This window comes from Citrobacter portucalensis (genome assembly GCF_023374935.1).
Taxonomy (GTDB): Bacteria; Pseudomonadota; Gammaproteobacteria; order Enterobacterales; family Enterobacteriaceae; genus Citrobacter; species Citrobacter portucalensis.
This window is the reverse complement of sequence record NZ_CP092466.1, coordinates 4,660,934-4,681,460: the sequence shown is the minus strand read 5'-3', so window position 1 is coordinate 4,681,460 and position 20,527 is coordinate 4,660,934. Positions and strand designations below refer to the sequence as shown.

General features: G+C 51.2%; 19 protein-coding genes. 10 read left to right on the top strand and 9 right to left on the bottom strand.

Translation table 11 applies throughout. The annotated features are described in order from the left end of the window. The first annotated feature begins 101 nt into the window (after nt 1-101). Nucleotides 102-833: a response regulator transcription factor gene (locus LY264_RS22635; RefSeq protein ID WP_008786942.1), complete on the top strand. Its 732-nt coding sequence runs from the start codon at nt 102-104 to the stop codon at nt 831-833. Nucleotides 834-920: 87 nt separating this feature from the next. On the opposite strand, the gene LY264_RS22630 is transcribed toward LY264_RS22635, so the two are convergent. The 3 genes from LY264_RS22630 to LY264_RS22620 are packed head-to-tail and all read right to left on the bottom strand — an operon-like array spanning nt 921 to nt 3,480. After that, a complete protein-coding gene (locus LY264_RS22630) occupies nt 921-1,925 on the bottom strand; it encodes a carbohydrate kinase family protein (RefSeq protein WP_122983985.1) in 1,005 nt (334 codons plus the stop codon). Continuing rightward, nucleotides 1,922-2,782, bottom strand: a complete 861-nt coding sequence (locus tag LY264_RS22625; RefSeq protein WP_048227477.1) for a ketose 1,6-bisphosphate aldolase — start codon at nt 2,780-2,782, stop codon at nt 1,922-1,924. Before LY264_RS22625 ends, LY264_RS22630 begins: the two co-directional genes overlap by 4 nt. Before the next feature lie 14 nt (nt 2,783-2,796). Further along, nucleotides 2,797-3,480 (bottom strand): D-lyxose/D-mannose isomerase, encoded by a 684-nt coding sequence (locus tag LY264_RS22620; protein ID WP_048227476.1) that lies wholly within the window; start codon nt 3,478-3,480, stop codon nt 2,797-2,799. Between the two features lie 547 nt (nt 3,481-4,027). Between LY264_RS22620 and LY264_RS22615 the strand changes: the two genes are divergently transcribed. Genes LY264_RS22615 through LY264_RS22585 form a run of 7 tightly spaced genes read left to right on the top strand, consistent with a single transcriptional unit; the run spans nt 4,028 to nt 12,763 of the window. Further along, nucleotides 4,028-6,568 (top strand): type VI secretion system Vgr family protein, encoded by a 2,541-nt coding sequence (locus tag LY264_RS22615; RefSeq protein WP_048227475.1) that lies wholly within the window; start codon nt 4,028-4,030, stop codon nt 6,566-6,568. Continuing rightward, nucleotides 6,561-8,657, top strand: a complete 2,097-nt coding sequence (locus LY264_RS22610; protein WP_048227474.1) for a T6SS effector phospholipase Tle3 domain-containing protein — start codon at nt 6,561-6,563, stop codon at nt 8,655-8,657. The genes LY264_RS22615 and LY264_RS22610 overlap by 8 nt, the downstream gene beginning before the upstream one ends. A gap of 9 nt (nt 8,658-8,666) precedes the next feature. Continuing rightward, a complete protein-coding gene (locus LY264_RS22605; protein WP_048227473.1) occupies nt 8,667-9,446 on the top strand; it encodes a T6SS immunity protein Tli3 family protein in 780 nt (259 codons plus the stop codon). Nucleotides 9,447-9,492: 46 nt separating this feature from the next. Continuing rightward, nucleotides 9,493-10,272 (top strand): T6SS immunity protein Tli3 family protein, encoded by a 780-nt coding sequence (locus LY264_RS22600; protein WP_048227472.1) that lies wholly within the window; start codon nt 9,493-9,495, stop codon nt 10,270-10,272. 46 nt (nt 10,273-10,318) lie between these two features. Then, nucleotides 10,319-11,098 (top strand): T6SS immunity protein Tli3 family protein, encoded by a 780-nt coding sequence (locus LY264_RS22595; protein ID WP_048227471.1) that lies wholly within the window; start codon nt 10,319-10,321, stop codon nt 11,096-11,098. A gap of 1 nt (nt 11,099) precedes the next feature. Continuing rightward, nucleotides 11,100-11,360, top strand: a complete 261-nt coding sequence (locus tag LY264_RS22590; RefSeq protein ID WP_048227470.1) for a PAAR domain-containing protein — start codon at nt 11,100-11,102, stop codon at nt 11,358-11,360. Beyond that, the gene (locus LY264_RS22585; protein ID WP_048227469.1) at nt 11,357-12,763 is read left to right on the top strand and encodes a hypothetical protein; all 1,407 of its coding nucleotides are present in this window, start codon (nt 11,357-11,359) and stop codon (nt 12,761-12,763) included. The genes LY264_RS22590 and LY264_RS22585 overlap by 4 nt, the downstream gene beginning before the upstream one ends. A gap of 73 nt (nt 12,764-12,836) precedes the next feature. On the opposite strand, the gene LY264_RS22580 is transcribed toward LY264_RS22585, so the two are convergent. The 3 genes from LY264_RS22580 to LY264_RS22570 form a co-directional block, all read right to left on the bottom strand. Continuing rightward, complete coding sequence (locus LY264_RS22580; protein WP_003826688.1) at nt 12,837-13,778, bottom strand: ABC transporter substrate-binding protein; 942 nt, start codon at nt 13,776-13,778, stop codon at nt 12,837-12,839. 88 nt (nt 13,779-13,866) lie between these two features. Then, nucleotides 13,867-14,862, bottom strand: a complete 996-nt coding sequence (locus LY264_RS22575) for an ABC transporter permease subunit (RefSeq protein WP_008786947.1) — start codon at nt 14,860-14,862, stop codon at nt 13,867-13,869. Then, nucleotides 14,855-16,378, bottom strand: a complete 1,524-nt coding sequence (locus LY264_RS22570; RefSeq protein ID WP_003844755.1) for a sugar ABC transporter ATP-binding protein — start codon at nt 16,376-16,378, stop codon at nt 14,855-14,857. The genes LY264_RS22575 and LY264_RS22570 overlap by 8 nt, the downstream gene beginning before the upstream one ends. A 114-nt stretch (nt 16,379-16,492) precedes the next feature. Between LY264_RS22570 and LY264_RS22565 the strand changes: the two genes are divergently transcribed. Continuing rightward, nucleotides 16,493-18,757: a hybrid sensor histidine kinase/response regulator gene (locus LY264_RS22565; protein ID WP_048227468.1), complete on the top strand. Its 2,265-nt coding sequence runs from the start codon at nt 16,493-16,495 to the stop codon at nt 18,755-18,757. Between the two features lie 69 nt (nt 18,758-18,826). Continuing rightward, on the top strand, nt 18,827-19,156 hold the full coding sequence (gene yjdP / locus LY264_RS22560; protein ID WP_003031807.1) for a DDRRRQL repeat protein YjdP: 330 nt from the start codon (nt 18,827-18,829) through the stop codon (nt 19,154-19,156). Here the strand turns inward: yjdP and LY264_RS22555 are convergent. From LY264_RS22555 to phnP, 3 genes are all read right to left on the bottom strand, one after another. Next, nucleotides 19,153-19,440 (bottom strand): type II toxin-antitoxin system RelE family toxin, encoded by a 288-nt coding sequence (locus LY264_RS22555; protein WP_048227467.1) that lies wholly within the window; start codon nt 19,438-19,440, stop codon nt 19,153-19,155. The genes yjdP and LY264_RS22555 overlap by 4 nt on opposite strands. Continuing rightward, entirely contained in the window at nt 19,437-19,688 is a 252-nt protein-coding gene (locus LY264_RS22550; protein ID WP_006688247.1) for a type II toxin-antitoxin system Phd/YefM family antitoxin, read from the bottom strand. Before LY264_RS22550 ends, LY264_RS22555 begins: the two co-directional genes overlap by 4 nt. A 78-nt stretch (nt 19,689-19,766) precedes the next feature. Beyond that, nucleotides 19,767-20,525, bottom strand: a complete 759-nt coding sequence (phnP, locus tag LY264_RS22545; protein WP_048227466.1) for a phosphonate metabolism protein PhnP — start codon at nt 20,523-20,525, stop codon at nt 19,767-19,769. Nucleotides 20,526-20,527: the final 2 nt, after the last annotated feature.

The following is a 20,527-nucleotide window of genomic DNA, read 5'->3' as shown; positions in this document are numbered from 1 at the left end:
TGACCGAGGTTATGTTTCCCGCACATCCTTGTGCCTTATCGCTGTCACTCTGTGCAGAATCAATCACACTCATTTAAGTTGGCCAGAAATGGGGAAAAACAATGAAGCCAGCCATACTGGTTGTGGATGATGACATCGCTGTCTGCACGCTTTTACAGGATGTGCTGAGCGAACACGTCTTTACGGTGACCGCCTGTCACACCGGGCAGGAGGCGCTGCGCTGCATTGAGACTCAGCCGGATATCGCTCTGGTATTGCTGGACATGATGTTGCCCGATATCAACGGTCTGATGGTGTTGCAGCAGGTGCAAAAGATGAGACCCGGATTACCGGTAGTCATGCTGACGGGCTTAGGCAGCGAGTCGGATGTGGTGGTCGGACTGGAAATGGGGGCTGACGACTATATCGGTAAGCCGTTCAATGCGCGGGTGCTGGTGGCTCGGGTAAAGGCGGTGCTCAGACGCGTTGGCGTGTTAACGGCAGAAAGCGGCGGCCCACAGACCACGGGGCTTTCTTTTAATGGCTGGCATCTTGATACCGCCGGTTGCCAGTTACATAATCCCCAGCAGTTGAAGGTGGAGTTGACGCAAGGGGAATACAGCCTGCTGTTGGCGCTGGCCCAAAATGCCCGGCGGGTGCTGAGCCGGGAACAACTGCTGGAGCTGACGCGCAGCGACAGCGTTGAGGTGTTTGACCGCACTATTGACGTGTTAATCATGCGGTTGCGGCGAAAAATAGAGAACAACCCGCACCAGCCAATGTTGATCAAAACCCTGCGCGGGCTGGGTTATGTGTTTGCCGCCGACGTGCAACATCACGATAAGGCGGCGTGAACGTGTGCAGTTGCCGGATGCGGCGTAAACGCCTTATCCGGCCTACAAAAGCGATAACAACTCCGTAGGCCTGATAAGCGCAGCGCATCAGGCGTCAGCCATTTCTGCTTTCAACTCTGCCAGCGTCTTCGCGCCATCTATCGCATTCGCGCACAGCAAACTTGCCCGCGCACAGGCGTGTGCCAACCTGACGCTGTCCGTCAGCGACCAGCGCTCATGACAGCCATACAAAAATCCAGCGCAAAACGCATCTCCCGCCCCGACGCTGCCAACGATCTCCTCCTGCGCCAGGTACTGCGACGGGATCCAGACGCCCGGCAGATCCGGCGCTTCACCCCAGGCACCTTCCGGACAGTGGATCACCACCCGCTGGCGTACACCTGCATCCAATAATTCGCGTGCGGCGGTGGCGATGTGCGCAATATGCAGTTCGCCGTTGGGCTGGCGGATCTCCAGCCCGCTGAACTCCCCGGCTTCCAGCTCGTTAATCACCAGATAGTCTAGATGGCGCAGGGCTGGCATCACCAGCGGTTGATAGCGCGGGTCGCCCTTGCGTGAGACCAGATCCAGCGACGTTTCAAAGCCGTTGTCGCGCATTTGCGCCAGCAGGCGTGCGCTACGCGTCCCGTACTCCTCATCCGGCATGTCCAGACTGTCGAGCAGCAGCAGATATCCCAGATGGAAGATTTTCATCGAGGTATCCAGTTGCTCAAACGCAGGCAGATCGAGTAGCCGATTGGCACCGGGCGAGTGGAAAAAGGTGCGCTGACCGCTGGGATCGGTCATCACCTGCGACATCGACGTGGGGGCGAATGTGGTGCGCTGCACGTGTTGGCGATTAACGTGATACTGCTCCAGCATCGCCATGATGTAGTCGCCGTCGCTGTCCTGACCGATTAACCCCACCGCCTGTAACGGCAGCCCGGTGTGCATTTTTGCCAGCGTCAGCAGCACATTGAGCGGTGCACCGCCCGTGGCGCGTTCGCTACGGGTGATTTCCGCCAGCCAGCCGCGTTCCGGCCACTGCACAATTTGATGCACGTGATCGACCAGCATGTTACCTGCGGCGATAACGCCTTTGCGTTCCATCAGACCCGTCCCGCGCTGCCAAAAATGCGCATCTGTTCCGAAACGGTATCGGTAATGGCCTCTTCAATGCCGAGCAGCAGTTCGGCGAATTCGTCGTACAGCGGCTGGCGATTCGCCATCCGTGTTTCTACCGCCGACAGCGCCGCCTGCGACATGCCGGTATAGAAGTTGATTTTGTGAATGCCGAGTTCAATCGCACGCTTGAAATCGTCGTCGCTGATGCCGGAGCCGCCGTGCAGTACCAGCGGGATTGCCGCCTGCTGGCGAATGGCTTCCAGACGCGGGAAGTCGAGCAGCGGTTCGCCTTTGTATTTGCCGTGGGCATTGCCAATGGCGACCGCCAGCGCGTCAATCCCGGTTCTGTCGACGAAATCACGCGCCATCATTGGGTCGGTAAACAGCGACTCGTCGGCATGACCGTACAGCGCGCCGCCCTCATCACCGCCCACCGCACCCAGTTCGGCTTCCACCGACACGCCGACGGCATGGCACATTTTCACCACTTCGCGGGTCTGGCGGATATTTTCTTCATACTCCAGCGTGGAACCATCGAACATCACTGAACTGAAACCTAAGCGTAGCGCCCGCACCACTGACTCAAAGTGCAGGCCGTGGTCAAGGTTCAGCACCACCGGAATGTCATGCCGCGCGGCTTCGAACTTGACCGCCTCGACCAGAGAATCCAGCGAGATATATTTAAAATGTACTTCGGCGATATTGATGATAAACGGCGAACGTTCCTGCTTTGCCGCGGCAAACAGCGCGCGCAGGAAGTGTGAATCCAGAACATTAAATGCCCCTAAAGCATAGTGATGCTCACGGGCATGTGCAAGGCCATCAGCGAGAGATATCAACGGCATAATGCGCTCCTTGGTTAGCGGAACAGGCGATATTCGTTACACAGCACCAGCTGCGCCGGCTCGTCTTCTTCAATGTCGTTATAGCGGGCGATCGGTTGCAGAAAGTGGTTATCGTGGTCGTCGTCATTAACAGAAGAAACCTCGCCGACCAGCACGTCGCCAAAACCTTCTTCCGCCCAGAAGCTGTGATACAGGCCCGGCGGCAGGCAGATGCTTTCACCCGGCGTCAGGCGTAACTGACTGCCCGCTGCATGGGTTTGCCGACAGCCGTCAATCACTACGCTCACGTCGCTCTCCTCCGTTTGTTCCCGGATCCCCGCATTCCACAGTTCCACAACTAAATTGCCGCCGCCGCGATTGATAATGTCTTCGCGTTTGCGCCAGTGAAAATGCATCGGCGTGACCTGCGCATCGCGAACATGCATGATTTTCTCGGCGTAGCATTTCTCGTAAGGCATTCCTTTCGGCGAGCCATTACGCAGAGTGAACAGCGTTAACCCTTGCGCGGCGAAATTGTTGCCGCCAAATGCGGTGACATCCCAACCGAGCTTAAGGTCGAACACTTCGCTCCAGGCTGTGGCATCAAGCTTGCGCCATTGGGTCGGGGGGAAGCTGGCAAAAGGGGGGAGATGCACGTCGTGCTGAGAGAAAAACTGGCGCGTGTGGCCAAGGATCTCGTTTATTGCGGAGCGTTTCATTGATTCTCCTGTGGCTGATAAGATGACCTTTATGCGGCCCTCTCTCAAAGGGAGAGGGAGAAAACCAAAATCTTTCCTTAGGAACACATGGGCATAATCCAGTTACCTCTCCCCTCACAGCAGAATAGGGAATAGTTATATTTTATTGTGTTTTTTTATGGGAGGATGTGATTTATTCAATAAAAAAATAAATAAAAAGAATGCTTCTATAAATGTTATTGTAAATCATTGGGTTAATGTTTTGTTTTTTTTGTTCCCTCTCAGTTTTTGGAACCATTTGGATGTGACTGCTTGATCGTTGCCTCACGGTGAAAAACGAATGCGGCGTTATATAAATCGTTTTGTTAAAAAATTATTTCATTGAATCTAAAATCGCGTCAGTTAATCGTTTATTTATATGTCGTAATTATATTACGTGTTTGACTAATAATAATTAATTTACTTTCCAGATTTTTTCAGTAAAAAAACAACCTTTTTTTATTATTGTTGATATGCTGACAGGACTTTATTTCTTATGTATTACTTTCTTTTTGCAAGGGATGCGATAATGAAAAAGGGTTCGGGTTTCTATAATCTTGAAGGTATAGTTTCAGAGGAGAGTATCAATAAGTATTTATTCTCCGTAAGGGGCGAGAGTAAGTTAGGGTTGCTGGATGTTGAAACAATTGAAGGTCATGAAAAGTTAAGTAAACCATACAGTTATAAAATTACATTCACATCAAAACAAAAAAGCATCCCTCCTGACTCACTTCTTAACATTGAAGGCTCGCTGAAAATCAGAGCACCTAATCATAGCTGGAATAAATATATTCAAGGTTCTGAGATGTGGCTATATGAACGGCAAATTGAAGGCGTCATTACGTCATTTTCGCTTATTAGTACATCAGCGGATGAATCACTGTATGAAATCAGGCTGGAGCATAAGCTGGCATTACTCTCACGACGCAAGCGTTCGGCTATTTACCTGAACATAAATGTGCCGAAACTGGTCACGCAGATCCTCAAAGAACATGCTTTTGCCGATTATGAAATCGACTTTGATAATCTTGTTTGTATCTATCCCAACCGGGAAATGATCGTCCAGTGGGAGGAGTCGGATTTAGCGTTTATCAGCCGCATCCTGTCAGAAGTTGGGATCTGGTTCAGGATCGCAAATCATCATGCTGTTTCGCACATTATGGTGGTTATCTTCAGTGATTCACAATGCCAGTACATTTTTGATCAAAAGATTATGCACTCATCCCACGCTGGGCTGACATCAAATGATTATTCGATCGATAAGCTGGTATCAAAGCACAATGTTGTCTCGGCAGACGTTAGGGCGAAGAACTTTGATTACAGGCTGGCAAACTCGCTGATGCTAAATGCTGACGCCGATGTGTCTGCGGAAAGGGCTACGACATATGGCACAGAGTATCGCTATGCGGATATCCATCATCAGCCGGGATCGCAATTTGCCGAGGTGCAGCCAGGTGAATCCAGCTGGTTCTATGCCAAACTGCATCACGAAATTATTCTTAATAATCAGTCCATTTTAAACGGTGTGACCACCAGTCCGTCGATCGTGCCGGGGATGGTGCTGGAAATCGACGGTACCATTCCACATGCTTTCGACTCTGGATTTGTGGTAACGGCAATGCGGGTGACGGGGAGGCGAGATGCAGCGCTCCAGTCCCGGCTTATCGGTATTCCCTACAACCAGAACGTTTGTTTTCGACCTCAGCCGCTACCCCGGCCACGTATTGCGGGTACTGTTCCCGCGATCGTTTCATCATCAATAGACAATGACAAATATGCTCATATCGATGTGCAGGGTCGATATTGGGTGAAGTTTGATTTTGACCTCGACCAGCACAGGCAAGGTTATGAAAGCATGCCCGTTCGTCTGGCGCGGGTTTATGCCGGCGATACTTATGGTCATCACTTTCCGCTCATCCAGGGCACAGAGGTCGCCATTGCGTTTGAAGGCGGCGATCCGGAAAGACCTTTCATTGCGCATGCCTTGCATCATGCTCCAAAGCCTGACCCCGTCACCAGCCGCAACAATACCCGCAACGTCATCCGCACTGCGGGTCTTAATAAGCTGCGGATGGAGGATCGGCGCGGGCAGGAACACGTCAAACTGAGTACCGAGTACGGTAAAACGCAGTTGAATATGGGCCATCTTGTTGATGCTGGTGGTAAACCGCGCGGCGAAGGCGCAGAACTGCGCACCGATGACCGGGCGGTCCTGAGGGCGGCAAAGGGGATATTACTCACGACCGAGGCGCAGCCAAAAGCCCAGGGCAAGCAGCTTGATATGAGCGCAGTGGTTCAGCAGCTTCAGGCCGCGCTTACGTTGGCAACGTCGCTTCAGCAAAGTGCGCTGACGGCGCAGGCGTTAAATGTCGAACTTGGACCGCAGCAGCAGCTTAACGCCGCACTTGAACAGCTCACCCGCTCGGGACTGGTGGCCTACGCCGATCATGGTATGGCCCTGCTTACGCCACAAACGATGGCATTATCAGCAGACAAAGATTTGTCGCTAAACGCCGCCAGCAACGGCAGTTTTAACGTCTTTAAAAAACTCTCAATGGCCGTTGGACAGGGCCTGTCACTTTTCAGCAGAGCTATCGGAATCAAAATCATCGCCGCAAAAGATGATATTTCCGTCCAGGCGCAGCGCGGCGAAATGGGCCTGCTTTCTGATAAGCATTTTCATATTCAGAGTATGAACGGCAACGTAACCATCAGCGCCAGGAAGAATATCCAGCTTTTGTGCGGTGGTGGCGGTATCAGAATAAATGAAGACGGCTCTGTAAAAATATTCTCCCCCGCAAAAGTGCAGTTGAAAGGCACCACTCTTGACTGGAGCGGACCGGAGTCGGCGAAAGATAAAACCCCTGTCTTTCAGGAGGAGCAGTTTCATCGCCGTATTAAATTACATGGCTCTGGCAACCCGGACGATGTTCTGAAAAAGACAAAATTCAGACTGACTAAGGCATCAGGTGAAACCATTGAAGGCGTCACAGACGATGAAGGAATGACGCCGTTATTGGATATGACTGAAATGGACGAAATGAAAATGGAGATTTTGCCAAATGAGTAACAGTCCCTTTAATCCGCGGGTGGTGGCGACCGGTGTACAGGGCGTGCCTAAATCAACGGGCGGAAAAATGGCTGTCTGCGACGTGCCCGTTAAGTATCCCATGCCCTGTATTGTGATCCTTGTGCACGGTGTCAACGATGTTGGCGAGGCCTATCAGAATCAGGAGCAGGGTATTATCGCTGGCCTGAATGAACGTCTGGGCCGCACGGATATGTATCCGCATGAATGGCAGCAGTACAAAATGGATATGGGCGATGGCGAGCAGCAGAATGTAAAAATGCCCGGACGCAGCCCGGTAATTCCATTTTATTGGGGATATAAACCTGTCGATCATGCGACGTATATAGAAGACCAGCGGCGTTATCGCGAAGAACGGGCAAAATCAGGAGACGCCGCAAAACTGCCTTACAACGCCTATCAGGAAGATGACAACACAAAGCTGGAAAAGCTGGGGCATATTCCCCAAACCACCTTGAAATATCAGAATGATAATTTTGGCAACGTGCTGGACGATGTGTATGCCAAAGGCGGGGGTACCTTTGCCAATGCGACAACCACTATTCCGGATATGTTAGGCCCTGGCTCCGGTGGCCCTGCGAACGCTACGGCAGGATTTGCTTCATTTCATCTGAATGCTGGGGATTTTACGCACCCTATTTATGATAATCCGCACCGTATTTATCAGTTTTTTGCCGCGCAGCGGCTGGCTGATTTAATCCTGATGATTCGAAGAGAACCGGCAACAAAATTCGATCCCATTAATATTGTTGCGCACTCCCAGGGGACTATTATCACTATGCTGGCCAATATGCTGGTTATGCAGGCTAATGAGAAACCCGCTGACTGCGTGATACTTAATCATTCTCCCTACGCACTGGAAAAAACGGCTGCTGAAGGTATGACGCCTGGACATCATCAAACGGATCGCGCCCGACAGCAGACGTTTAAAAATTTCTGTCATTTAATGGCGACCAACGCCAGATATGGCAAGGGGGAATATCACACGCAGGCCGAGATTGATGAACTAGAAGGCGCGCTGTGCCTGAGTAAAACCAATTCTCAATGGCGCAAGAATAAACTCTATACGCGTAATAACTTTGGCAAGGTATATAACTATTTTTGCCCCAATGACAGTGTGGTTTCATTACTTAACGTTCAGGGGTTGGGCTGGCGGGGAGTCCCCCACGACATTGCCAGCGGCATAGACAATCTGCGCCAGCGGGTTTTCTGCGAAAATGGTCCGGAAATAGGCGGCAGCCCACTGAGCGTGCCTTTTGAAATGCCGGCGTTAAAAAAGGGTTGTTTTGATCAGGATACGCTGGCGACCAGACAATATACATTTGCGGATGTTGTTGTGAATGGTGAGCAGCTCCCCGTCACCTTCAGACACCAGTTACAGGGTGCGGGAAGTAAGTATAAATATTCGATAGCGCCGGGTTCACCCGATCAGGACATCTCATTTTCTGCAAAAGCCACGGTTATTGCGCGCACTGAGACAGATTTCAAAAATCTCAGCGGCGCAGGTTTCGATTATTTACAGCCGGGCCAGGAATTAACGCCAACTGAACTTGCGATGTTCTCCAAAAAATATGGTAAGCCTTATACCAAAGGCGTTGTTCTGGGCGGGGGATACAATAAGACCGTTCAGTTGATTTATGAAAAAACGCCGGATGAGCTGCAAAAAGAATGGCTGCAATCAGAGCGGATTGGTTACAGCCAGCATTCCTCTATTGTTATGTCGAGAGATGCCCCCGCGAAAGCGATGGCCTTCGATCTGGCGGTGGGGATATGCGGGGCATTCGATCACCGCTGCGGAGAATTCTGGACTGAGCTACTCCTGCGCGGAGACTGGCGTATGAAGCGTAATGGTCTGCCAATAACTGTGGATTATTATAATACAGGAGTTCTAAGTGCTTTATATACAAAACCATTTATGAACAGGCCGGATGATATTTTACCAAAAGGTCAATTTGGTGTTGTTAATGAATATTGCCATTCAACAACGGTTAAACCTGCCAGACATAATGAAATATACAATACCGAGACTCCCAATCTGCAATGGGATATGCCAAAACCGCTTAACGTTTAAGGATGAATTATGAAACCAGGAATTATGGTAAGAGTATTAATCGGCGCAGTTTCACTATTCTCTATCACTGCCTGTACAAAAAAAATACCCTCGCAGGTTATTTATCGTTACGACGATAATCGTTATCTGGAGTTAAAAGGCTATTATTGTGAGGGAGCACTTTGGTATCACGATGGTAAAAAAAATATTCACAAAGAGTTAATTGATGGAAGATTTGCCTCCTTCAGACTTTTCTCGGGAAACTATATTCATCCTTCTGATAAATATATACTTATCCCAAACTGGGAGCCGACTGCTTATCTGATATCGAAAGATTATGGACAAACGTGGCAGGTGGCAACATATATGGCCTCTTTCCCGGCGCTGGAGAGAAACTCAGATGGTATTATGCGCGACTATCCTGAAGGAAAAGAAATAAAAAGAGTGGTGGTGGTCAATAACCAGGCGTTTATTTCCACAGCGCAGGGCCATTTGTATATGAGTTCATATCCTTTTGACGACCCGCGTCTGGCGCCGGGTGGTCCGGGTATAGATTATCAATACTTTGATGACACCTATTATCTCTACAGACCTGGCAAGCATAAATCCGGTGGCAAGTATGTGGACGGCCATACCAGTCCTGAGTTTCCTGGTGCTGCGTGGGGAACGGTGGTGTTTATGAAAGCATCCTTAGCCAATTTAACGGAAGGTTATAAGGCTAACTATCAAAACCTGCCGGACAAAGAACCGGAGGTGGTGGGCTATAAGGGCTGGACCCGGATGTACTGCGATATGGATGCAGGGAAATAATCTGCAATGGGATATGCCAAAACCGCTTAACGTTTAAGGATTAGTTATGCTAATGGGAGATGTGGTAAGAGTAATCGTCGCAGCAATTTCACTATGTGCTATCACTGCCTGTACAAAAAAAACACCATCACAAGTTATTTATCGCTATGATGATAGCCGGTATCTCGAACTAAAAGGTTTCGATTGTGAAGGTGCACTTTGGTATCATGATACCAGGCGGAATATACATAAAGAATTAGTAAATGGCATTTATTCAACGTATCAGATATTTTCCGGGGTATATATTCATCCGTCAGATAAGTATATTCTTATACCGCGATGGGAGCCAGGTGCATACACAATATCTAAAGACTATGGACAAACGTGGCAGGTCGCAACGTATATGTCCCCATCTCAGGGGCAAGAGAAAAATTCTGATGGGAATATGGTAGATAGACCTGAAGGAAAAGAAATAAAAAGAGTGGTGGTAGTTAATAATCAGGCATTTATTACCACGGCGAAGGGGCATTTATATCTGAGCTCATACCCTTTTGACGACCCGCGTCTGGCGCCGGGTGGTCCGGGTATAGATTATCAATACTTTGATGACACCTATTATCTCTACAGGCCAGGCAAGCATAAATCCGGTGGCGAGTATGTGAACGGCCATATAAGACCTGAATCTCCAGGTGATGCCTGGGGAACGGTGGTGTTTATGAAAGCATCTTTAGCCCATTTAACGGAAGGTTATAAGGCCAACTATCAAAACCTGCCGGACAAAGAGCCGGAGGTGGTGGGCTATAAGGGCTGGACCCGAATGCACTGCGATATGGATGCAGGGAAATAATCTGCAATGGGATATGCCAAAACCGCTTAACGTTTAAGGATGAATTATGAATAAGGGAAGTGCGTTAAAAATAATAATCGGAACTATTTCGCTATGTGCTATCGCTGCCTGTACAAAAAGAACACCCTCACAGATTATTTATCGCTATGATGATAACCGATATCTGGAATTAAAAGGCTATAATTGTGAGGGAGCGCTTTGGTATCATGATATCAGGCGGAATATACATAAAGAATTAGTAAATGGCATTTATTCAACGTATCGGATATTTTCCGGAGTATATATTCATTCGTCAGATAAGTATATTCTGATACCGCGATGGGAGCCAGGTGCATACACAATATCTAAAGACTATGGACAAACGTGTCAGGTCGCAACGTATATGTCCCCATCTCAGGGGCAAGAGAAAAATTCTGATGGGAATATGGTAGATAGACCTGAAGGAAAAGAAATAAAAAGAGTGGTGGTAGTTAATAATCAGGCATTTATTACCACGGCGAAGGGGCATTTATATCTGAGCTCATACCCTTTTGACGACCCGCGTCTGGCGCCGGGTGGTCCGGGTATAGATTATCAATACTTTGATGACACCTATTATCTCTACAGGCCAGGCAAGCATAAATCCGGTGGCGAGTATGTGAACGGCCATACCAGTCCTGAGTTTCCAGGTGCTGCGTGGGGAACGGTGGTGTTTATGAAAGCATCTTTAGCCCATTTAACGGAAGGTTATAAGGCTAACTATCAAAACCTGCCGGACAAAGAGCCGGAGGTGGTGGGCTATAAGGGCTGGACCCGGATGCACTGCGATATGGATGCAGGGAAATAATATGAAAGGTGTAATCAGGCTAAACGATCCGCTGGAAAATGGCGGATATGTCAATAAATCTTCTGGTAGCAAGTTTATGGGAATTCCTGTCGCTTTACAGGGGGATACTGTGGTTTGTATTCTGCACAAAGGTACCTTCCCAATACTTGATTTTGAGCCAACCTGGACAATGGACGGCAAAGGCGTCGTTGTGGATGGCTGTAGGGCCGCATGTGGTTGTGTAATTAAAACCACACTGCCAACGGCGGGGACAAGCAAATGAGGAAATGGAAGATACCAAGCAAGAATCCCTATGAAGAACCAGAAAAATTCCCGCTTAATATTATGCTGATCATTAGCTGTGCTATCTTTCTGTTTTTTATAACGTACAATATATTCAGCTGGTTGCAGGACAAGAAAGTTCCTGATGATCTGATATGGAATGCAATAGGTATCCCGTCGCTAATAGTGTTAGCAATCTGGTGTGTGGTGGTAATCACTTACGGTGTTATATCTTTTCCATGTTACTATGCGGGTTATCTTGAGAAGTATGGTATGAACCAGTGGAAAAACTGGGCAATACGGGCATTGCCTCTTTTAGACTATTCATCCATTCTCCCGGTGCCTGAACTGGCATTAAAAATTCAGAAACTAGAGGGTGAAGCGCCAGCAGGTTCTGCAACGCCGTTACGCATTGATATTGAAGTTGACTCAATGGATGACACCAGAGTTGATAAAGTACTAAGGCAGTTGATAGAGCCCCTCAAATGTTCTCTTGTCAGGGATTATCGGCCTTTTACTACCTGGCTGTACGTTAAGGGAGCGGATGACACTATCGGCAATAGTTTCAAGGCGGTGCTGGCAAGTCTGAGCATCCCCAAAGATAAGGTCGGAAAAATTAATATTCTTCACAAATGTCCTGATTATTTTTTAATAAATGAGTGGGTTGATTTAAATATTTCTGAAAATAACCTGGTTATTACCGTTGAATTGCATGATGAAAATAATGCTGATTTTTTTGAAAGTGCTAACGCCTTTATTTTTACCAATACACAACTGCTTAAAGATAAAGACACACCTTTATATTTATTACGCATGATGGACAGTACCCCTTACTATCTTGATGAAATCGTAAGTACATATCTTTCTGCACAGCAAGTTGATGTTAGTAAAATTAAAAAACTATGGTTCAACTCACTGGATAAGCAGTCAAAATTCGTATTGTTTAGTGGGATAGAAAACGCAAAAACGAGCATTTTGGCCGATAGTCGATATGAACTGGAGGTCGTCACCGGGCGAAGCACAGAGGTTCAGCGCTGGGTTGTATTAGCGTTGGCTGCGGATGCTGCAAAATATGGTCAAGGCCATCAGTTATTCGCCAGTACATCCGCAGATACTATTCAATCCGGCATAATAGCTGCTAAATATCCAGGATCGTGTCCGGCACTTGATAAGCTGGATTTCCATGATTATTGGAGAGTCATAAAATTGTGCGCAATTATTTTATGGTGTATGGGATTTGTAAGTCTCGTACCACTGGAACTGTTCCAAAGTCACCCCTGGTATACGTTTACACCTTTAGTTATTGGTATTCCGGTTATTTATACGGCGGTTATGATTTTTTCTTTTATGCTGAGTCATAATATAGAGGAGGAAATGGATATTTATTACTCTCAGTTTTTATGAGGTAAGCGCCCTGACGGGCGCTCTTGCTTCTTTGACTCTCTTTGTGACAGGAGAGCATTAGTCGGTTCAGGATTTATTTAACCGTCCAACCCTTATAACTGCCGACGTTGTTTTTATCGATCATCGTCACCGGGATCAGCACGGGTTCTTTCGGAGCGGGTTTCCCCTGCAATATGTCATAGCCGATTTCGACCGCTTTGGCAGCCATCACCTGCGGATCTTGTGCCGGAGTCGCCACAAATAGTGAGTTTTCGCGCTTAAGCGCTTCTTCACCGTCCGGGGATCCATCTACGCCGACAATAAAGAATTCGCTACGCTGCGCCTGTTTTGCCGCCAGATCGGCACCGATCGCCGTCGGATCGTTAATGGCGAATACGCCGTCGATCTTCGGATTCGCCGCCAGTAACGCGGTCATGATCTCCAGCCCGCCTTCGCGACTGCCTTTGGCGTTTTGGTTATGCGACAGCACCTTGATGTCCGGGTGGCGTTTGAACTCAGTCTGGCAGCCTTCCACGCGGTTCTGGACGGCGGAAACCGGCGGCCCGTTGATGATGACGACGTTGCCTTTGCCTTTCAGGCGGTCGGTAATGTATTTACAGGCCATTTCACCTGCCTGGGTGTTATCGGAGGTAATGGTCGCGTCTGCGCCTTCCGCCGCCACGTCAACGGCAACCACCACAATCCCGGCGTCTTTCGCGCGTTTTACCGCCGGGCCGATGCCTTTGGAGTCGGCGGCGTTAAGGATAATCATGTCGACTTTTGCGGCAATAAAGTTGTCGATCTGCGACACCTGTTGCCCCAAATCGTAACCGCTGGAAACCAGCGTTACTTTAACGCTATCACCTGCCAGCTTGCGTGCTTCCAGCTCCGCGCCTTTGGTGATCTGCACGAAGAACGGGTTGGCCAGATCGCCCACCGTAACGCCGATCGATTTCAGTTCTTTTGCCTGCACAAACGGAGCTGCAGCAAGCAGGGCGCCAGCACAGAGCGCGGTTACTAATGGCTTCAAACGCATACTCGTTTCCTCACGTAGGGTATTGTTGTTATACGCCTGATGGCGCTGCGCTTATCAGGCCTACGAATGTTTAGGCCAGTAAGCTTGTCTATGCACTTTGATGGTGTCGGGTACGGTATTTGTCGATCAGCACCGCTATGATGATCACCGCCCCTTTGATCACCAGTTGCCAGAAATAGGAGACGCCCATCAGCGTCATGCCGTTATTGAGCGTGGCGATTATCAACGCCCCCACCAGCGTGCCGGTGATAGTGCCGATCCCGCCAACAAAGCTGGTGCCGCCGAGGATCACCGCCGCGATGGCGTCCAGCTCGTAACCCATACCTAAGTTGCCGTTGGCGCTATACAGCCGCGAGGCGCTCATCACCCCGCCAAGACCTGAGAGCAAACCGCTCATGCCGTAGACGAACAGCAGCACCAGCCACACTTTGATCCCGGTTAAACGTGCGGCCTGCATATTGCCGCCGACCGCGTAGATATGAACGCCGAGCGTGGTGCGGCGCAGAATGAACCAGCACACCACCACCACCGCCAGCGCAATGACCACCAGCCACGGAACCGGGCCGAGATAGTTGTTACCGATCCACTCAAAGCTGATATTGGAGTTAATCACCGTTGTACCGTCGGCCAGCAGATAGGCCGCACCGCGCAGCGCTGTATAGGTTCCAAGCGTGACGATAAACGGCGGTAGTCCGGCAAAAGCGACCAGCGCGCCGTTAAACAGCCCCAGCACCAGACCGAGCATCAGCGCCGCCGGAATCGACAGCATGGCAAGCTCAGGAATAAGAGAAACGACCATGGCTGCGACAGCGGTGGTACCGAGAATCGAGCCAACCGAGAGGTCGATCCCACCGGTCAAAATAATGAAGGTCATGCCAGCCGCCAGCACGATGTTGATTGAGGCCTGACGGGTAATATTCAGCAGGTTGCTTTCGGTAAAAAAGTTAGGCGCGATAAAGCCAAATACCGCCACAATCAGGATGAGAATCGGTAAGATACCGACCGTTTGCATCAGATCGCTCATCAGCATTTTTTTTGCGGAGGCGGATTTCGCCACCTGCTGGGGAGTGGTTGGATTATTCATGGGGCACCGCCTGATGGTGGGAGTCGTTCACGCCGGTTGCCAGCGTCATAATATTTTCCTGGGTAATACTTTGTCCGTTCAGCTCGCCGGCAATGCTGCCTTCCCGCATGACGTACACGCGATCGCTCATACCGACGACTTCCGGCAGTTCGCTGGAGATCATCAGGATCGCTACGCCTTTGCGCGCCATATCGTTCATGATCCGGTAGATCTCGCTTTTGGCACCGACGTCCACGCCGCGCGTGGGTTCATCGAGGATCAAAATACGTGGGCCGATCGCGACCCAGCGTGAAATCAGCAGTTTTTGCTGATTACCGCCGGACAGCCCACCCGCGCGTACCTGTGCGTGCGGCACGCGGATGTTGAGCAGCTTGATGGCGTCATCGGAAATAGCCTGCGCCTTTTTGCGATCAAGCATGCCCCAGTTGGCGTCACGCTCCAGCGTTGCCATGGTGATGTTTTCTGCCGCTGCCAGCTCTAAAAATAATCCCTGTTCTTTGCGGTTTTCCGTCAGAAAGCCAATGCCGTGGTCAATCGCCTCGCGGGGGGAGTGGATCACTACCGGTTCACCGTCTACTTCAATCATGCCGCCGATGGCTTTACGCACGCCAAAAATAAGCTGAGCCAGTTCAGAACGCCCGGCACCGACTAACCCGGCCAGGCCGACGATCTCCCCGGAGCGCACCAGCAAGCTGCACGGCTGGACTTTATGGCCGTCGGTCAGGTGATGAACATTGAGGCGTGCTTTACCTAAGGGAATGTCGCGCTCTTTGTTGAACAGATCGCTCAACGGACGGCCCACCATCATGCGTACCAGCTCCGAGGCGTTGAGCTTGTCGCGGGTCAGGCTGCCAACATATTGCCCGTCACGCAGGACGCTGACGCGGTCCGAAAGTTCGTACACTTCCGCCATGCGATGGCTGATGTAGATAATCGCCATCCCCTCATCGCGCAGGCGCATGATCAGTTCAAACAGGCGGTGGGTTTCACGTGAGGAGAGGGCGGCGGTGGGTTCATCCATTACCAGAATGCGGCTGTTACGGTGCAGGGCGCGGGCAATTTCCACCTGCTGCTGTTCGGCGATGGTCAACGTCATCACACGGTCGCTAGCCTTAAACTGGGCGCCGAGTCGGTCGATGACTTTCTGCGACTGCATGACCATCTCTTTACGCTGGACCAGCCCGCCGCGCGACAGCTCGCTGCCAAGAAAGATATTTTCCGCTACCGTCAGGTTCGGCGCGAGCTGCATCTCCTGATAAATCAGCGTGATGCCTGCGCTAAGCGCATCTTTAGGACCGCGAATATGGAACGGCTGACCGTCAATCAGGATCTCACCGCTGGTGGCGGTATAGGCGCCCGCGAGGATCTTCATCAGGGTGCTCTTCCCCGCGCCATTCTCGCCCATCAGGGCATGAATCTCACCTGGCCAGACCGTTAAATCGACCCCTTTCAGCGCATAAAATTTGCCAAACGCTTTAGCAATGTTGCGCATCTCCAGAACCGGTGTCCTGCTCATGGCGGATCTCCTGTGGGGTGGCCGATATCAGCAGTCCATCACAGGAATGTAAATGCAAAATGTCAGAAGCCGTTCATATTTGTCATATTGCGATTTTTCTTCACGGAGCGTGATATGCCGCAACCGGGACGTCACTTTTTCGCCAGTGCGCGCGGACGATTGCTGTTCTTCAATCTGCTGGTGGTGGCGGTCACGCTGATGGTAAGCGGCGTGGCGGTGCTGGGTTTTCAACACGCAAGCCAGATTCAGGAGCAGGTGCAGCAGCAAACCGTTGACGACATGACCGGTAGCATGAACCTGGCGCGGGATACGGCGAACGTGGCGACGGCGGCGGTGCGGCTGTCGCAGGTGGTCGGGGCGCTGGAATACAAAGGGGAAGCGGAGCGGCTGCAGGAGACGCAAAGGGCGCTGAAGCAGTCGCTGGAACAACTGGCTACCGCGCCGCTGGCACAGCAAGAGCCGGTGCTGGTCGAGCGTATTATCCAGCGCAGTAATGAACTACAAAGCAGCGTAGAAGGGATGTTGCAGCGCGGGCAGCGGCGACACCTGGAGCGTAACGCGTTGCTCAGTTCGCTGTATCAAAATCAAAGCTATTTACGTCATCTGCAAAAGTTGACCGGCGCGCAGGATGATGCGTTGCTGGGGCAGATGGACCGCTTAATTGTTGCCGCCATCGACACGCCCACGCCGCGTTCGGTGGTGAAACAACTGGATGCGGTGATGCCTGCGCTTCCCTTGCGCCATGCTAGTCCGCTGATTAGCGGTATCCTCAACGACTTCAACCAGGAGCTGCATAAGCTGGAGCCGCTCTCTTCCGCGCTGGAGCAGAGCGATTTGGCCATCAACTGGTATATGTTTCATATCAAAGCGCTGGTGGCGATCCTCAACAGCGATATCAATCAGTATGCCTCGCAGGTGGCGCTGATCTCAGAGCAGCGGGTGGCGCAAAGCCATCAGGAACTGCAATCCGGCGCGTTGTTTATTTTAGTGTTTGCGCTGCTGGCGGTGGTGATCACCGGTTTTGCCGGGTGGTATATCTACCGTAATCTCGGTTCCAACCTGACGGCCATTTCACGGGCGATGACCCGGCTGGCGCACGGTGAATCAGACGTCAGCGTCCCGGCCCTGCAGCGTCGCGATGAGCTGGGCGAGCTGGCCCGCGCTTTTAGCGTCTTTGCCCGTAACACCGCGTCGCTGGAGCACACAACCCGACTGCTAAAAGAAAAAACCAGCCAGATGGAAATCGATCGCACCGAACGTCAGGGGCTGGAAGAAGCGCTGTTGCACAGCCAAAAGCTGAAGGCGGTGGGGCAACTGACGGGTGGATTAGCACATGATTTCAATAACCTGCTGGCGGTTATTATTGGCAGTCTGGATCTGGTGAATCCGGAGTCGCCCGATGCGCCACGGGTCAATCGGGCGCTAAAAGCCGCCGAGCGTGGGGCGTTGCTTACCCAGCGACTGCTGGCCTTTTCGCGCAAACAGTCGTTGCACCCTCATGCGGTGGAGCTGAAAACGCTGCTGGAAAATCTGGGCGAACTGATGCGCCACTCTCTTCCGGCCATGTTGACGCTGGAGATTGAAGCCCAGTCTCCCGCCTGGCCCGCGTGGATTGACGTCAGCCAACTGGAAAACGCTATTATCAATCTGGTGATGAACGCCCGTGACGCCATGGACGGGCAGGCGGGCACGATTAAAATCCGTACCTGGAATCAGCGGGTCACGCGCAGCGATGGGCGCAAGCAGGATATGGTGATGCTGGAGGTTGCCGACCAGGGGAGCGGGATGTCACAGGAGGTGAAAGCCCAGGTCTTCGAGCCGTTTTTCACCACCAAACAGACCGGTAGCGGCAGCGGACTGGGGCTGTCGATGGTTTACGGTTTTGTGCGCCAGTCCGGAGGTCGGGTGGAGATTGAAAGCGCTCCCGGGCAGGGAACGACGGTCAGGCTGCAACTGCCTCGCGCCGTTGTGCCGGTGCAGGCTCAGGCAGAACCGGTGGCGGTACATGCGGCGAACAGCGGTGAAAAACTGGTGTTGGTGCTTGAGGATGAAGCCGATGTACGCCAGACGTTGTGCGAGCAGTTACACCTGCTGGGCTACCTGACGTTAGAGGCCGCCAACGGCGAACAGGCGATGCATATGCTGGCGGCTTCATCCGAGATTGATATTTTAATCAGCGACTTAATGCTACCAGGAGGGTTGAGCGGCGTGGATGTGGTGAATCATGCGCTGGCACATTATCCGCAGTTGTCCATCCTGCTGATTAGCGGTCAGGATTTACGTCCGGCGCATAACCCGGCGTTGCCGGATGTGGCGCTATTGCGAAAGCCTTTTACTCGGGGAGAGCTGGCGCAGGCGCTGCGGCATTCGCGTAATTGAGATTCCTCCGCTACCCGCGCAAATACGCTTTGATTACCGTGGGGCGAGTTTCTTGATGAGGCTGGTTTTATGCAACGCTCCGCGACATTCCTTCTTTTTAGTTTGCTAATGCTGACCACCGTATCGGCACAGGCGGATATTATCGATGACGCCATTGGTAATATTCAGCAGGCGATTAACGACGCATACAAACCGGACAACGGGCGGGATTATGATGACTCCCGTGATGAAAGCTGGCAGCGCCAGATGAGTGACGACCGGCGCAGGCAATATGACAATCGCCGCCGCCAGTTTGAAGATCGACGTCGCCAACTGGATGACCGCCAGCGCCAGCTCGATCAAGAACGGCGTCAGTTAGAGGACGAAGAGCGCAGAATGGAAGAAGATTACGATCGTTAGCGAAATCTTTCGCTGGCAAGATTATAGACTTCACTACGCTCGCGTTTACCGACGGCAACGACCACGATGACCAGGGTGTCGTCAATGACTTGATAAACAAGACGAAACCCTGATGTTCGTAGTTTGATTTTGTAGCAATCTTTTATTCCCCTGAGCTTTGCTGAAGGAATATGCGGATTTTCACAGCATTTCTTTAGTTTTTTGGCAAATTGCTGCTGAATAGCTTTATCAAGTTTTTGCCATTCTTTCAGCGCATCTTCCCTGAACTTTACCGTATAACTCATAAGTAGCTGTCCAGATCCACATCCACCAGGGGTTGTTGGCTACGTTCATGGACTAATTTAACCAGCTGTTGATCGTCCAGCGCATCGAGCATTTTTTCGTAAAGCTCTGCTGGCACGCAATAAAAAGCGGGCTGGTTACGGTTCAGAATTGCGACCGGAAACCCATCTCCTGCGCTAACAGTCGCCATCGGGTTCTTTTTTAGCTCACTCACACTCGCGGTGGTATCGCTTAAAATGATATGCGGCATAACCTCTCCTAAAGACCATTTAACTGGTCTTAATATAGGATTTAAGAGACCTGTTAACAAGTCTTATTGTCCGGGAAATTACTCCAGCACAATCTCCATTCCGTCATATCCTGCCTCAATCCCTACTGGTAGCGGATGTTCCATCATCCACAGGTCAAACTGATGGCTGATATGCGTCAGGATCACCCGTGGGCAGCGGATAACTTCGTTTAAGGCGATAACGGTGTTTAAATCACAATGATTGCGCGGTGGCTCGGCGCGCGGGGCATGGCTGCAGTCGATGATAATCACCTGAGGCTGGTTATTGTGGAGAAACTTCAACGTCTTGTCGGGAAGTACGGCGGTATCGGAGAGCCACGCCACGCGGCTATGTGCGGTCTCCAGCAGATAACCAAACGTCAGCTTTGAATGGTTGAGCGGTAGCGGTGTTACCTGCAATCCTTGCAGGTCGAACACCACGAACGGTGCCACGGTATGGCTAAAATCGAGGATGCCGGGATGCTTAAACAGATCGTCGCAACCCTGTTCATCCGACGGACCGTACACCGGGATAGTCGCCCCCACACCCCAGCGCAACGGAAACAGCCCTTGCACATGATCCATATGATAGTGGGTCAGTAGAAACTGCTGGAAGCTGCCCGCTGGCCAGTCGTCCATCAGATGTGGGAGCCCCGCGTCCAGCAGCGTCACCGTATTATTGAACTTGACCACCCCGCTACAAGGGCGTCGACGGTATTGCGCCTGTAAGCGTGCTCGTTGGCAGGCCGCACAGTCGCAGCCATATGTCGGCACCAGCTGCGCGCCGCCCGTTCCCGTCAGCGTAATGGTCAGACTCATGG